This window comes from Pedobacter sp. NJ-S-72 (assembly GCF_053890575.1).
This window is the reverse complement of sequence record NZ_CM132681.1, coordinates 3,306,751-3,321,101: the sequence shown is the minus strand read 5'-3', so window position 1 is coordinate 3,321,101 and position 14,351 is coordinate 3,306,751. Positions and strand designations below refer to the sequence as shown.

General features: G+C 38.0%; 14 protein-coding genes and 2 pseudogenes. 11 read left to right on the top strand and 5 right to left on the bottom strand.

What is annotated here, in order from left to right:
• Positions 1-49 precede the first annotated feature (49 nt).
• From ACWYN3_RS22140 to ACWYN3_RS22115, 6 genes are all read left to right on the top strand, one after another.
• Positions 50-268 (top strand): hypothetical protein, encoded by a 219-nt coding sequence (locus ACWYN3_RS22140; RefSeq protein ID WP_456216376.1) that lies wholly within the window; start codon positions 50-52, stop codon positions 266-268.
• Positions 269-357: 89 nt separating this feature from the next.
• Positions 358-2,754 (top strand): lantibiotic dehydratase, encoded by a 2,397-nt coding sequence (locus ACWYN3_RS22135; protein ID WP_456216375.1) that lies wholly within the window; start codon positions 358-360, stop codon positions 2,752-2,754.
• A gap of 26 nt (positions 2,755-2,780) precedes the next feature.
• Complete coding sequence (locus ACWYN3_RS22130) at positions 2,781-3,677, top strand: thiopeptide-type bacteriocin biosynthesis protein (RefSeq protein ID WP_456216374.1); 897 nt, start codon at positions 2,781-2,783, stop codon at positions 3,675-3,677.
• Between the two features lie 10 nt (positions 3,678-3,687).
• Positions 3,688-4,239, top strand: a complete 552-nt coding sequence (locus ACWYN3_RS22125) for a lanthionine synthetase LanC family protein (RefSeq protein ID WP_456216373.1) — start codon at positions 3,688-3,690, stop codon at positions 4,237-4,239.
• Between the two features lie 29 nt (positions 4,240-4,268).
• Positions 4,269-5,318: a lanthionine synthetase LanC family protein gene (locus ACWYN3_RS22120; RefSeq protein ID WP_456216372.1), complete on the top strand. Its 1,050-nt coding sequence runs from the start codon at positions 4,269-4,271 to the stop codon at positions 5,316-5,318.
• Positions 5,275-5,643, top strand: a complete 369-nt coding sequence (locus ACWYN3_RS22115) for a hypothetical protein (RefSeq protein WP_456216371.1) — start codon at positions 5,275-5,277, stop codon at positions 5,641-5,643. The genes ACWYN3_RS22120 and ACWYN3_RS22115 overlap by 44 nt, the downstream gene beginning before the upstream one ends.
• Before the next feature lie 73 nt (positions 5,644-5,716).
• On the opposite strand, the gene ACWYN3_RS22110 is transcribed toward ACWYN3_RS22115, so the two are convergent.
• The 5 genes from ACWYN3_RS22110 to ACWYN3_RS22090 all read right to left on the bottom strand — a co-directional run bounded on the left by ACWYN3_RS22110 (position 5,717) and on the right by ACWYN3_RS22090 (position 8,732).
• Positions 5,717-6,046: a pinensin family lanthipeptide gene (locus ACWYN3_RS22110; RefSeq protein WP_456216370.1), complete on the bottom strand. Its 330-nt coding sequence runs from the start codon at positions 6,044-6,046 to the stop codon at positions 5,717-5,719.
• 121 nt (positions 6,047-6,167) lie between these two features.
• A complete protein-coding gene (locus ACWYN3_RS22105; RefSeq protein ID WP_456216369.1) occupies positions 6,168-6,620 on the bottom strand; it encodes a PepSY domain-containing protein in 453 nt (150 codons plus the stop codon).
• 67 nt (positions 6,621-6,687) lie between these two features.
• A complete protein-coding gene (locus ACWYN3_RS22100) occupies positions 6,688-7,431 on the bottom strand; it encodes a PepSY-associated TM helix domain-containing protein (protein ID WP_456216368.1) in 744 nt (247 codons plus the stop codon).
• Between the two features lie 150 nt (positions 7,432-7,581).
• Complete coding sequence (locus ACWYN3_RS22095; RefSeq protein ID WP_456216367.1) at positions 7,582-7,737, bottom strand: hypothetical protein; 156 nt, start codon at positions 7,735-7,737, stop codon at positions 7,582-7,584.
• The gene (locus ACWYN3_RS22090; RefSeq protein ID WP_456216366.1) at positions 7,734-8,732 is read right to left on the bottom strand and encodes a hypothetical protein; all 999 of its coding nucleotides are present in this window, start codon (positions 8,730-8,732) and stop codon (positions 7,734-7,736) included. Before ACWYN3_RS22090 ends, ACWYN3_RS22095 begins: the two co-directional genes overlap by 4 nt.
• Positions 8,733-9,119: 387 nt before the next feature.
• Between ACWYN3_RS22090 and ACWYN3_RS22085 the strand changes: the two genes are divergently transcribed.
• From ACWYN3_RS22085 to ACWYN3_RS22065, 5 genes and pseudogenes are all read left to right on the top strand, one after another.
• The gene (locus tag ACWYN3_RS22085; RefSeq protein WP_456216365.1) at positions 9,120-9,257 is read left to right on the top strand and encodes a hypothetical protein; all 138 of its coding nucleotides are present in this window, start codon (positions 9,120-9,122) and stop codon (positions 9,255-9,257) included.
• A 28-nt stretch (positions 9,258-9,285) separates the two neighbouring features.
• Positions 9,286-10,263, top strand: a complete 978-nt coding sequence (locus ACWYN3_RS22080; RefSeq protein WP_456223107.1) for a porin — start codon at positions 9,286-9,288, stop codon at positions 10,261-10,263.
• Positions 10,260-11,731: pseudogene (locus tag ACWYN3_RS22075) on the top strand (anion permease). Before ACWYN3_RS22080 ends, ACWYN3_RS22075 begins: the two are co-directional and overlap by 4 nt.
• An 18-nt stretch (positions 11,732-11,749) precedes the next feature.
• Positions 11,750-12,433 (top strand): succinate dehydrogenase cytochrome b subunit, encoded by a 684-nt coding sequence (locus tag ACWYN3_RS22070; RefSeq protein WP_456216364.1) that lies wholly within the window; start codon positions 11,750-11,752, stop codon positions 12,431-12,433.
• Positions 12,424-14,348 (top strand): annotated as a pseudogene (locus ACWYN3_RS22065) (fumarate reductase/succinate dehydrogenase flavoprotein subunit). The gene ACWYN3_RS22070 and the pseudogene ACWYN3_RS22065 overlap by 10 nt, the downstream one beginning before the upstream one ends.
• Positions 14,349-14,351: the final 3 nt, after the last annotated feature.

The following is a 14,351-nucleotide window of genomic DNA, read 5'->3' as shown; positions in this document are numbered from 1 at the left end:
ATGATTGGCGGATAAAATAAACCTGAACCATAAAATAAATAAGAAAAAGATGAGCATCGAGATATTTCCACACTCTTTAGTAAGATATGCCGGTATGGGCTACCAGGTTTTTGATTCTTTTAAACTTGAAGAATCAAAAGGAATACTGCAAAAAGATCATCGTATGAAAGATGCTAAAGCAAGACTTAAAACATTGATTTGCGATGGATTATTTTTTAATTACGCTTCAGACAGATTCAGACAGATGATGAGTTCAGGCAGCGGCTGATTAATCTTAAAAGGCAGGTATTTAATGATAAAAAAGTCTCACCGCAGAAACTGGAAGAACTGGCTAGTATATTTCCTGCAGAACTGGCATTGGATTTTCAAAATTATATGCAGGTTACCCAAAATATGGAGACCTTCCATCAAACAAATACGCTGAACTATCAGAATCTGATGGTTGAATATAGCAAGAAACTCCAGTCGCTGGCTATGGATTCAACATTGCAAAATGGACTACTTTTATCAAGCCCGGTTTTACTGGAACAACTATCTGGTTATACAAGTAAGGAACCAGCTTCCTTTAGGCAAAAGGAATATAGAATAGAGTTCAGCCTGCTGCGCTATTTAACCAGAATGTGTTTTAAGACTTCTCCATTCAGCACTTTTACCTATACCGGAATTATGCAGCTGGCAAGTGCTCAGACCACAATTCCTTTACCCGGAACTAAAGAAGTGAAAAATAGTCTCAGACTTAATAATGCATTATTTGAATATCTGAAATCTATTTTAGTTCATCATCCGGGCATTAACGAACTATTAACGGTAAAACTTAATAAAACGGCAGTGATCAGAGCTGATAAGATTCAGTTCCTGGTCAATTTTAATAATATTGAGTCTTTTCAGCAGCTGTCTGCCTCAGGATTACAGCTGCTTATATTTCATCATCTTAAAAGTAGTACGGAATTAATAACTGTTAGAGATCTGGTAAATAATCTTTCGGATGCTGTGGAAGAAGCTGGTTCTAGTGCAATTAAGGCTTACCTCTTTAAATTGGTGGCGGCTGGTTTACTGGAAGCTGGTCTGGAAACATCAGGTATTGATCCTGACTGGGATCATAAATTATTAGATTTCTTTTTGAAAATGAAAACCAGTGAACCTGCCGTTTTGCAGGTTGTCCATTTATTTAAACAGTTACAGCAATATCAGTTTGCCTATACTGAAGGAGACACCACAAAACGAAAGCTAATTTTAGATTATGCTGAAAAGACAGTGGCTGATGTTTTTCAAAAACTACAGGCTGAAGCCGGATTACCGTTGTCACGTAAAGAGGTAGATAAAGTATCATCTGTCGACGGAACTTTTGAAACTATGAGTTTTACACCGCATCATTTTGCTGGCAGACAATTGTTTTATGAAGATTGTTATACAGCTGATAAGGAAATTCTTTCAGATAGTTCCCTTAAGGAGTTCACGGCAAAGGCCGATCAGCTTCTAAATCATTTACTTCCTTTGGATCTGTTAAAAACAGAGCGTGAAAAAATGACCAGTTTTTTCCTGGAATATTATGCTGCAAAGGCACAGGTCAAAGTGATTGATTTTTACCAGGCATATTATTTTCATGTTAAAAAACCAGAGAAAGAAAAGATAGCAAAAGACGGCCCGTTAAAAGCTGTTTCTGGTGATTGGGAGAAAGAAATAAGTGAAAAATTAATTACACTGACCCAGCATAAACCAAATATGCTGAACCTCAGAAGTGACTTCTTTGCTAATTTGCCAATAGCTGAAACGCTGACTAAGACAGATCACTATTCAAGAGGGCTTTTTGTTCAGTTTTATAAAGGAAAACTAGCAGGTGAAAAGGGAACTCATGAGCAGTTTTTTGGTGTGATTAATACTGTTCTTCCCGGAATGGGAAAAGTGAGTGGCAGGTTCTTACCCTTATTTACGCCAGATATTACAGCAGATTTTATTAAATATAATGCACAGCTCCATCCTGAAACACTCAAGGTCGAATTAAATGATGCTTCAAGTTTTAACGCTAATATCCATCCGTCATTATTAACCCGTGAACTTGCCCTGCCCGGTGGAAACAAAAGCTATCCTGAGAAACAACAGGTACCGGTAAATGAGCTTTCTGTAAGTTTTGAGGAAGAGACTGGTTCTTTAAAACTTAGTTATTTTGATGAACAGGTGTTTACGTACGATTTATGTCTGGAGTCCTTTTACAACCGCTCCAATCTGTACCAGTTAATGGCTCATTTTAATCAGGAAACAAAGCTTTCTTTACAACCATTTATAAATCTGATTGATGCCTGTTATCTTAATATTGATGAGGAACAAGAACATGAAATTGAGTCTCTGCCGCGAATCACTTACGAAAATACCGTCATTATCAGAAGAAGAACCTGGCGGGTAAGAACAGCCTCAATACCCGTACAGCAACCCTTAGAAACTGCATATGACTATTTTATTCGTGTAAATGTGTGGCGTAGCCAGCATGGGATTCCAGTAAATATATTTTTATTCCTCAGAAAAAGATCTTTTGTAATCAAACCCTCTGCACAAACAAAAGGTAAAAAGGAGGGGCTAAACGATGATTATAAACCTCAGTTTATGTCTTTTGAACAGCCTTTACTCGTAGAAATGTTTAAACGTTTACTGGCGAGGGCAGGTTCATACCTGATTATAGAAGAAATGCTTCCCACAGCTAACTGCACTGAAAAGTCCAGTCATTATGACTGTAAAGGAGTATCTCCTTCAATGGTATAAATATTAATAAAAAAAAATGTAATTCAATGAACAATAGATGGTTTGCTATCTATCTTTTTTATCCTGGAGATCTGGATCTGATGTTAAGTCAGTTGGTGGCTCCGTTTATTAAGGAGTTTTTTCCACATGAGCAGCAGGATATTTATTATTTCTTTATTCGTTATTGGGAAAATGGAAGTCATATCAGGTTAAGGATAAATGCGGACAGCACAGTGCAAGAGGTTTTGGCTGAAGAGTTAAAAAAAATGGCGCATGCATTTTTTATTCAATATCCAGGTCTGAGTCAATCTTCTTCTTTCAATAAGGAAACTTTATTTGCTGATCATTATATCCAGTTTGCAGTTTACGAACCTGAAACAGAGCGTTATGGTAACCAGCAGAGCTTGCTGTGGGCCGAAACTCATTTCTTTAAATCCTCTGTCTTCATTTTGAACTGGATAAATACTAAAAAACCTGGTGCCTCTGTTTTAATACAGGCACAGGCATTGAGAATGCACCTGATTTTACTATTTGCGATTTCTTGTGATATTCCCAGGCTTATTGCGATTTGTAATTTTTTTATTGAGGGCTGGCTCCCCCGGCTTTATAACCGGGAGGAAGATACAGTGATCCAAGAAAGGTACTGGTTAAATGAATTTGAAATCTCATTTAACCGGACAAAGGAATTTATTTTACCTGCTTCACGGGTTTTCTGGGACAAGCTGGCTACTGGCACAGCAGATCGGGATATTCAGGATTTGTTAAATGTAAATATTCAGATACTGCAAAATTATCAGTCGGTGGGTTTTGAAGAAACTAAACTTACCGGGATCATTACCAGTATGATGCATATGAATAATAATCGCCTGGGTATATCCAATTATGAGGAGGCATACGGAATGTACTGTACACGTCAATGTCTCATCTTTTTAGCCAATTATTAAATAAAAATACATGACTTCATTCACCAGTTTACAGCTCAAAACAATTCACAAACAATTGGAACAGGTTAAAAGCGACCTGCTTTCTTCGTCCAGAAGAGATGATAATGGTTTATACTGGCAAAGTCCTTATTATGAGGATGCAGTTCAGGTTTCTTTTAAAACTACAGTTGATATTTTTAATGGAAATTGCGGGATCGCTTTGTTTTATATCGGTCTTTTTGAGTTTTCCGGAAATAGGGAAGATTTGAAAATGGCAGAAGATATTATGAATAAAGTTTTGCAGTCTGACGATGTATTAAAGCCACGGTCATTTGGGTTTTATACAGGATTAACGGGAGTTGCCTATGTCTGTATTAAACTTTATGAGCTTAATAAAGAAGAAAAGTATTTGCAGCGAGCATCTTGTTTAATGCTTGACAATAAGGAGAATATCGTGAATAATACAGCTAAAGCGGATTTGTTAAGTGGTTATTGTGGTAGTTTGCTGGTCATGACGCTGTTATATCATCACCTTAAAACAAAAAATCTGCTGGCTATTGTTCATCAGTTATCAATAGAGTAATTAATGAAGCAAGGATTTCTGACATTGGGTTGAAATGGGATTATAACCAGTCAAAGTCGGCTTTTGATAGTCTGGCTGGGTTCTCACATGGTGCATCTGGTATTGCTTATTGCCTGATGCAGGTTGGAAATTATTTTAAAAATGATGGGTTGATTTATCTTGCTGAACAAACACTGGCTTATGAAATGCAATATTTTCATACTGAATCCGGAAACTGGCTGGACTTGAGATTAGGCAAATACCGGTTAAGTCTGCCAAACATCCATCAATGGGATTTGAATATTTTCCTGCCAGAGATGAAAAAGGTAAATTCCTGGGCTCATGGAGCTGGTGGGGTAGGTCTTGCCAGATTATATGCCTGGCAACTGACAGGAAAAGAACTTTATTTTCAGCAATGTCAACTGGTGATGGAAAGATGTTTAAAAGATCTGGAAAAGCTGGATAGAACTGATTTTACACTTTGCAGCGGTTATACCGGGCTACTGCTGCCTTTTCTATCTGAATTTTCTTCTCTTATTGAAAAGGATTATTCCAGGTTATTCGCATCGGTTACCGATCAGGCAAAAAGTCAGTATGAAAAGAAGCGAAGTTATAATACTTATATTTCTGCTAATCAGTTTGATTATGGGCTGTTATCTGGTAAAGCAGGGGTCGGCTATACACTGCTGTATTTGTTAAATCAAGAAATGGATAATGCTGTTTACCCGGTTTTACCGCAAAGTGAAAAATTGCCGCCAGCTGTAGCCAGTCATAGTAAATTTGCTATTCAGCGACGGATATTTTTAGCACATTACACTAAAACAATTGATTGCTTGAATTCTTTTGAACCTGATTTTATGCAGGAGCTTCAGGCTGAAGATATTAATGAATTTGAGCAGAAGATCTGTCAGAAAATACGAGGATCAAAGGAACTTGAAGATTCGGGCATAGCAGAGGTTTTTGATTTTGAGAATAAAATGGCCATCCGGTGGAAATTACATAAGATATTTATGTTATCAAAAGAAGAACGATTTTATTTTAGACAGGGCAAAACAATTGTCTTTAGTTACCGACGAAGAATTATGCAGTTTATCATTTAAATTATATGATCATGTGAGTTTTTACCGGTTGAATATAAGGCTTAAAGAAATGATGGGACTTGTGCAAACACATCAGGCTGTATTGTTTATCTCTGATCAGGGTGGAGTGAAACCTGTTTACATTGGGCAACTGAGTGCCTTACTGGTTAGTTGCATTGACAGACAGGTAGTTGCAGGGAAAGAATTGGTTAGTTTAATCCTTGATAGTTTTTCGGGAAATGAGCAGTTAATATTGGAAACTACAGTACTGCGGGAAAGAATAATATTGCAGCTCCGATCATTAATTATTAGTGGAATGATCGGTGTGGAAGAGGAAGGTAAATAAAAGAGAGCCGGAAACCGGCCCCCTTTTATAGACTATTGGTTTGATCTTAAATTAGCAGATAACAGTAGTGCACTTAACTTAACTTCTTAGGATGATGATGATCATCTGTTGGTTCTGTGTGTGTAGGCTCTGATGCATTGCCTAAACCACCTGATAAACGCATTGCAACTTCACTATCAATACTAGTTACAAAGCTCTCTAATTGAAGATCTTCAAGATTTAATTTGATTTTTTCTAATTGATTTTTCATGAGTTTTATATTTTTTTTAAAGGTCATGAAGCTATTATGTGCTATCGCACCTAATGGTTTCATAAGTTCTATATTAGCTATAATGCCTACTGTGATGACGGGTTTTTGGCTTGTCCCCGGTTGCAACAGTGCTAAGATAGTTATTTGCAACATAGTTGCAAACTATATTTGAAGGAAAATTAAAATAAATATTAAGGCTATGTAATCTGGTATTGTTTTGTATCAATGGGGTGCAACACAACCCCTACATAACTGTACCAGTTTATAGTTTGTCTTATCCTGAAATGAGCTTTGAATAGATTAAGCGACCGGCTCCTGCATAGCTGCAGTAGTTTACTTTTTCGATCTGCCATGGAGCATTCGTCTTTTTCAAGACCATTTTTTCCTGAACTAAAGGTTTTTTACCTTTTTTCTTTTTGAATTTCTTGCCGTACCAAACTAAAAATCCGGTAATAGGAAGACTTGCAGAGATCAGGCTTGCTAAAAATGCTATGATTTTGGTTGGAAGGCCCATAATTGCACCTACATGTAAATCATAATTCATTCTTCTGATTTTATCAGCAACGCTGGCATCTTTATATTTTCCTAAAAGGGGAGAATTACCTGTAATAGATTTGGTGGTATACTGGTCGAAAGCATATCTGTCTGCCTTATAAATTGCTCCTGCTTTTAAATAAACGATAAAGCCTATTGCATCCGAAGCTTTAGCGGGAAGCGTAATAAACATCCCTGTGGCCTGATCAGTAGTAACCAGTTTACTGTAGATTTTATCAATATTTTCAGGTTGAAACTTACTATTTAGTGTAGTGTCTGATAATGGTTTTTTTTTTCTGTGTTTCTAAAGATTTGCCACCGGAAGTTACCCAGTATAAAGATTTACTATACCATTTATAACTATAAACAAGGCCAGTTAATGAAATCAGGAGTAATACCAGGAAAACATAAAATCCGGCAACTTTATGCAGATCATAGTTTACCCGTTTAAAATTTGCATCCCATTTAATCTTAAAGCTTTTATCCCGCATAGACTTGATCCATTTCTTCGGCCACCATAAAATGATTCCTGAGATCAGTAAAACCACAAATACGAGTACACCGATACCAATAATCTTTGACCCGGTTTTACCCATCCAAAGTGTACGGTGTCCATTCAGAATAAATCGGAAAAATTCGGGATTGCTATTTTTGCTTTTGCGGTCGATATGCATGATCTCCGCCGTATAGGGATTCAGATAAACTACCAGACTAGTTCCTTTTTTTCGGTTTAGTGAATTAACTGTAGCCGCTTCATTTTTCTGCCCGTAATTGATAGAGGTAGGCTTTAATTTACCTAATTGTGGTTTCGCGCTGTTAATTAACTGGGTTGGCAGCAGGAAAGCTTTTTCCTGAGGCTGTACAAACTGCCAGGGTTGATACAAGGTTCTTATTTCCTTTTCAAAAACATAAATGCAGCCGGTAATACTTACTATAAATACAATAAGACCTGAACCAAGTCCAAGCCATAAGTGTAACCAGGCATTAATTTTTTTTAAAGTCATAATCGAAGCCTAAAGTCTAATCCCGCTTTGTCTGCTAATAATAGCATTGCAGTTTATTTAGAATGAATTAAGATAAAGATCGCAAAGTAAATGCTTTTAATTTAAGATTCCTAGTGATAGGTGTAATCATTCTAAATAAATAGAGCAGTATTAATAAAGATCCAGTTCTACTTTTAAGACTTCTCTGGTCTTATAATTCGTCCAGGTACCAAATATTTTTTTATGATCGATCCAATCAGCCTCAATATTTGCTCTTGGTATCCATTTCTTTAACTCCTCACTATGATAATCATCTTCTTCTGTCAATGAAAAAAATGGTTGTTTTTGAACTGCCCTCTCCATTCAATGGGTTGTTTTACCTTATCGTACCAATACTGCAAACTCAACGAACCATCCTCGTAGATTTTTTTAATGATCAGACTGATCGGGTACTTGTCATTTATTTTTCCTTTAAATATTTTTCCTTCGGGACCCTGTAATGGATAATTGATTTGGCTATTGCCTATCAATTGTTTGCCGAAAGGAGATAGATATTTACTGATCTCTTTGTAGGAAAAAGAGATGTAATACTTATTCAGATCATCCATTGCTCTATTTGCATGATTAGAGCATCTTCCTCTGACAAAAGTGATGCTGTCTTGTTTAAAATAAAACTCATAATACTCCATATCGCCTGATTTTACACGCTCCAGGCACTCATCATACATTTGTACCTGCTCGTCCAGATCTGCTTCATCTTCTTTGGCCGGGCTTTTCTCTTTGGTAACCGGGCGTATTGTTTTTAAATAATCCTCTATAGTGCTTTTAACTTTTTGATTCAGAAGTTTCTCCAGCTGAATAACAGCACTTTTAGTGAAAAGCGTTTTTAACAGAATAGGATTTCCTGTTCGGAGGTCAAAATTATGAAAACTCTCGAAACCTTCCGGATAAGCACCACTTGCTTCACCATCTGTAGAAAAACTCAGTATGTTTTTTGTGGTTGTAAATTGTTGCCAGCTATAAAAGTCAACCGAAGTTCCATACTCACTTGCACCATAAACTATTTTTTCAAAAGGGTGCTTTTTGAAGACACCAGGTAAGTGCTCAAGATCGTCCAACTGAAGAAAGGTATTTATTTTTTCGGCCACTTTGGGATTTACTGAATAATATACCTCAGGGTACTTATAATCTTTAAAACCTGGTTTCAGATTTTTCATTTCCACCTTGCCGGTTTGTGAGAAGAGTAATTTTGATGAAACCATCATGTGCAGCAGCACACATACCGAAATGAATAGGAACCGGGTAGCACATGATAGCTTCATTACCGATTTATAAAAATATATTCCAATGAAAAAACAAATAGTATAAGTAGATAGTGTTCCATGAATCTTGCTGAGTATTTGTAACCTTTCAAAATTAGTTTTTTTATTTGTTTACAAGCCCATATAAAACAGATGTCCATATTTGAGAAATATTTTTATTATATTCATTTGTCAGATTCTTATGAATTGAAATGTTATTAATTCGAATTAGCTTATTATTTTATTGATTTTTCTCTATTGTTTACGTAAAAGTGTAAATGGTAAAGTTAATTGATTAAGGTCATATTTTGACATGATTGCGAACACGTTCGGGTGGCCTGTGATGGTGGATCTTTGTATATGCTAAATAAATCATCAAAGGGTTTTTAGCTGATAATTAAAATTGATATGAATAAATTCTTAATTATACTGGTATTCTCCTTCGCAGGAGCTTTCCGCACAACAGCACAAGAGGTTGCGAAAAAAGATTCCACAGCTAAAGGTAAGATTGTAATGAAAGGGCTGTTCGGCCAGGTATCTCTTTAGCGGTAACAAGAACATCGATTTGAATGGTATGCACCATCCCGATGGTAAAGCCATTTATAATGATTTCGATATCAAACGTGCAAGATTGCAGTTTACTTCAAAAATATCTGATCGTACGGATGTTGTGTTATTGCTTAATCTTGCTGATTTTAAAAGTGATCCTAAAAATAAAGTATTGGAGAATGCTTTTATTACCTATAGACTGGATGATTATATCAATTTAAAAATGGGGCAGTTCAGACCAGCCTTCGGTTTGGAAGATATGTACCCGGTTGATGTCATTAAGTCAATGGATTATTCTAATCAGTATACAGCTTTCGGTAATAACGGATGGCAAAGTTTCCAGATCGGTGCGAGTATTTATGGGGCAACACATGGTGAGGTACCAGTGAAGTATGAGTTTTCTATTGTCAATGGAAATAACAGGAACCAGGTTATGGACAATGATAACGGGAAGCATTTTTCTTCGAGGGTTGAATTAGGCCTGCAGAAAAGCCTGAATATCAAATTAGGCTTGAATGGTGGTCTGGCTACTGTTGCTGGCAGTAGTGTATATGCCTCTGGTGTAGATTTATCGGGTACTATTCCCTTGGGTAAAAAGTGGTCACTGGAATTAGAGACCGAGTTTAAGCAAGGTAATAACCATACGAATTATTTTGGATTAGACTCTGCAAAACGTATTGGTGGGGTGGGTAATTACCAGATGCGTGGGATGTATATCCTGCCTAATATCAGGTATGCAATCAATTATCATCGTTTGAGCTCTCTGGAATTCTCCTGCAGGTATGAAAATTTTGATAACGATTTTAAACATGCTTCAAATCCAAGGCAAACCTGGACACCAATGGTCAGTGCAGAATTTTTGAAGGCCTATAATGCACGTATTCAGGTTGGGGTCAATATTGACCGTTACAAAAGAAATATTCCTGCAACTACACAATACAATAATGAACTGTTTATTATCCAGGTTCAATCAATCCAGGTTAAGTTAAAAATACGACCATGAAAACTACATCTGCTCCGGCGGCGGGCTTGCCTCCAAAAAAAGAAATTCAATTGATTCCATTATTGATTACAGTAGTGTTCGGACTGGCAATCTGGTTTATTCCGGCTCCTGAAGGCGTAAAGCCAGAAGCCTGGCATTTACTAGCTATCTTTCTGGCTACCATTTTAGGAATTATCCTGAAGGCAGCAAGTATGGGGACACTCTGTATGATGGCAATTGCACTGGTTGCATTGACTGGTGTTTTAGCTCCTGGAAACCCGGGGAAATCAATTACACTTGCCTTAAGAAGTTTTGGGGATAAAGTAATCTGGCTGATCGGGATTAGTTTTTTTTTTATAGCCCGTGGCTTTATTAAAACGGGACTGGGAAGCAGGATAGCTTATATTTTTATCAAGTTATTTGGTAAAAGTTCATTGGGCTTAGCTTATAGTCTTGGCGCTGCCGATTTAATGCTAGCTCCGGCTATTCCAAGTAATACTGCCAGAGGAGGAGGGATTATTTATCCGATTATGAAGTCTATGGCTATGAGTCTGGGTTCTATGCCGGATAAACCTGAAACACATCGGAAAGTGGGTGCATATCTGACTTTGAACAGCTATTATATGAATCTGATTGCTTCTGCGATGTTTCTTACCGGAACCGCGAGTAACCCGATGTGCCAGAAATTTGCAGCTGATATGGGAATCCATATCAGCTGGATGTCGTGGTTCTGGGCAGCGATTGTTCCGGGACTGGCATCAGTAATTATTATCCCTTATTTATTGTATAAGATCTTCCCGCCTGAATTAAAAAAAACAACTGAAGCACCCGCAATGGCTGTTGCGAAGTTGAAAGAAATGGGGAAGATTACAAAAAATGAATGGCTGATGTTAATGGCTTTTGTGATTTTACTGGTACTGTGGGTAACAGGTGATTTGTTTAAAATAGATGCGACAACTACTGCATTTATCGGGCTTTCTATCTTATTGCTTACGCAGGTATCACATGGGAAGATGTTAAAGCTGAAAAAGGAGCGTGGGACACCATTGTTTGGTTTGCAACACTTGTTATGATGGCCGGATCACTAAATGAACTTGGCTTTATTCCGTGGTTTGGACATTTAATACAATCATTGTTATTGGGCATGTCATGGACACTCGCTTTTCCAATCATTATTGTTGTTTATTTTCTAAGTCATTATCTGTTTGCAAGTGCTACAGCACATGTGGCTGCAATGTATGCTGCATTATTAGCAGTAGGTATTGCAATGGGCGTGCCTCCATTATTGCTCGCACTGATGTTAGGTTTTACAGGATCACTGTTTGGTACAATCACACATTATGCACATGGCCCCGCACCAGTATATTTTGGAAGCGGGTATGTGGATGTTAAGCAATGGTGGATCATGGGACTGATTATCGGGATAGCTTTATTAGCGATCTGGATGGGATTAGGTGGTTTATGGTGGAAAGTCACCGGAGTTTATTAAAAAAATAAAACAAGCAACATGACAATAACCTTTCTTAAAAGCACTTTATCCAGAAAAAACCTGATGGCCCTTACCGGACTGTTCCTGTGTTTTTTCCTGGTCATCCATTTACTGGGGAACCTCCAGTTATTATTGCCGGCAGACCGGGCGGGAGAAAGTTTTAATTACTATTCCAACCTTTTGTCTGGTAATATATTTATCAAGGTCATTTCCTATGTCCTGTATTTTTCTCTGATTGCGCATGCAGCGGATGCTTTATATATCACAACAAGAAATAAAAAGACGGCGGCAAAATATGCTTATGATAATCGCAGGCAGGCTAGTAAATGGTATTCCAGAAATATGGGAATACTGGGAACTATACTTTTGATCTTTCTGATCATCCATTTTAAAGATTTCTGGTACGTGTATAAATTTGGCGTTCTTCCTTATGATCGCAATGGAAATAAAGATTTATATGTAGTGGTTGTTCATGCCTTCAAATCATGGTGGTATGTATTGATCTATGTATTATCCATGTTTGCTTTAGGCTTTCATCTTTTACATGGCTTTAAAAGCGCAGTCAGGACACTGGGTTTATATCATCCTGGTTATGCCAGACTTGTACAGGTTTTTGGAACGATTTACAGCTATGTGATCACGATAGGTTTTGCTATCATTCCAGTATACGTTCATATTACTCAATTCGGATTATGGAATTAGATGCTAAAATACCAGCTGGCCCATTAGAAAATAAATGGAGCCTATATAAAGCGCAGGCTAAACTCGTTAATCCTGCGAATAGAAAAAAAAATGCCTGTTATTGTGGTGGGTACAGGCCTTGCAGGAGCATCAGCCGCTGCTTCTTTAGCAGAACAAGGCTATCCTGTAATTTCCTTTTGTTTTCAGGACTCGGCCAGAAGAGCACATTCGGTAGCTGCACAGGGAGGTGTGAATGCTGCTAAAAATTATCAGAATGACGGGGACTCTGTTTACCGGATGTTTTATGATACGCTGAAAGGCGGGGATTTCAGGGCAAGGGAGGCCAATGTATATCGTTTGGCGGAATGTTCTTTGAACCTGATTGATCAGGCGGTAGCGCAAGGCGTACCTTTTGCAAGAGAGTATGGCGGCTATTTAAGTAACCGTTCTTTTGGAGGAGTTCAGGTAAGCCGTACCTTTTATGCACGCGGACAAACCGGGCAGCAATTACTATTGGGAGCTTATCAGGCATTAATGAGACAGGTCTCGCTTGGAAAAGTTACTTTATACAGCAGACATGAAATGCTGGATCTGGTCGTGATTGAAGGTAAAGCTAAGGGGATTATTTCCCGTAATCTGGATACAGGGGCGATTGAACGTTTTGCAGCGGAGGCAGTGGTTATAGCCACAGGCGGATTTGGTAAGATTTATTACCTGTCAACGCTGGCTATGGGATGTAATGGATCTGCAATCTGGCGTGCACATAAAAGGGGTGCGCTGATGGCTTGTCCAAGCTGGACACAGATTCACCCGACCAGTTTACCCCAATCAGGAGATTATCAGTCCAAATTAACGCTGATGTCTGAATCGCTGAGGAATGACGGAAGGATCTGGGTACCTAAATTGGCTAATGAGCAAAGACCTGCGAATGATATTCCTGAACAGGAAAGAGATTATTATCTGGAGAGACGTTATCCTTCTTTCGGTAATCTCGCTCCAAGGGATATATCTTCCAGAGCTGCAAAAGAAAGGATTGATGCTGGTTTTGGGGTAGGTGCACAAAAAAAATGCTGTATATCTTGATTTTTCAAAAGCCATAAAAGAACAGGGAAAGGATAAAATCAAAGAGAAGTACGGAAATCTTTTTTCTATGTATAAAAAGATAACTGCAGATGATGCTTATATCGCCCCTATGAAAATTTCTCCGGCTGCTCATTTTTCTATGGGTGGGTTATGGGTAGATTATGAACTGATGACAACTATTCCGGGATTGTTTGCTATTGGAGAAGCTAATTTTGCTGATCATGGTGCAAACAGACTGGGCGCAAACTCTCTTTATTACAGGCTTGTGTAGATGGCTATTTTATTCTTCCTTACACGCTGGCTAACTATTTATCGGGTGAGCTGAAAAAGGAGAAGATAACAACTGATCATCCTGAATTTGATCGTATTGAAAAAGGAGTTGTTGAACAATTAGCCGGGCTCTGTAAGATCAAAGGCACAAAAACTGCTGATTATTTTCATAAGCGGCTTGGAAAGTTATTATATGATAAATGTGGTTTATCGCGTTCACGGGCAGGATTGACTGAAGCCATTAAAGGTATCAAAGTACTAAGAGCAGAATTTTATAAAGATCTGATTGTTCCGGGGACTGCTGGTGAAATTAATGCCGAACTGGAAAAAGCAGGCAGGGTAGCGGACTACCTGGAGATTGCAGAGTTGATGTGTAATGATGCGTTGAGCAGGGAAGAATCATGCGGGGCGCATTTCAGGGAAGAATACCAGACTGTGGACGGTGAGGCATTAAGAGATGATGAAAAAAATTGTTTGTTATGTGTCTGCCTGGGAGTGGATAGGGAATGATGCTGCTCCTTTACTGCATCCCGAGCCATTGAAATTCGAGTTTGTTAAATTATCAGTAAGAAGTTATAGTTAGGAA

Bases quoted from the DNA above. Each gene is read 5' to 3' on its own strand.
- ACWYN3_RS22105 (WP_456216369.1), bottom strand. From the start codon at position 6,620: ATGTTTATTACGCTTCCCGCTAAAGCTTCGGATGCAATAGGCTTTATC.
- ACWYN3_RS22080 (WP_456223107.1), top strand. From the start codon at position 9,286: ATGCACCATCCCGATGGTAAAGCCATTTATAATGATTTCGATATCAAA.
- ACWYN3_RS22085 (WP_456216365.1), top strand. From the start codon at position 9,120: ATGAATAAATTCTTAATTATACTGGTATTCTCCTTCGCAGGAGCTTTC.
- ACWYN3_RS22070 (WP_456216364.1), top strand. From the start codon at position 11,750: ATGACAATAACCTTTCTTAAAAGCACTTTATCCAGAAAAAACCTGATG.
- ACWYN3_RS22100 (WP_456216368.1), bottom strand. From the start codon at position 7,431: ATGACTTTAAAAAAAATTAATGCCTGGTTACACTTATGGCTTGGACTT.
- ACWYN3_RS22130 (WP_456216374.1), top strand. From the start codon at position 2,781: ATGAACAATAGATGGTTTGCTATCTATCTTTTTTATCCTGGAGATCTG.
- ACWYN3_RS22090 (WP_456216366.1), bottom strand. From the start codon at position 8,732: ATGAAGCTATCATGTGCTACCCGGTTCCTATTCATTTCGGTATGTGTG.
- ACWYN3_RS22140 (WP_456216376.1), top strand. From the start codon at position 50: ATGAGCATCGAGATATTTCCACACTCTTTAGTAAGATATGCCGGTATG.
- ACWYN3_RS22125 (WP_456216373.1), top strand. From the start codon at position 3,688: ATGACTTCATTCACCAGTTTACAGCTCAAAACAATTCACAAACAATTG.
- ACWYN3_RS22110 (WP_456216370.1), bottom strand. From the start codon at position 6,046: ATGTTGCAAATAACTATCTTAGCACTGTTGCAACCGGGGACAAGCCAA.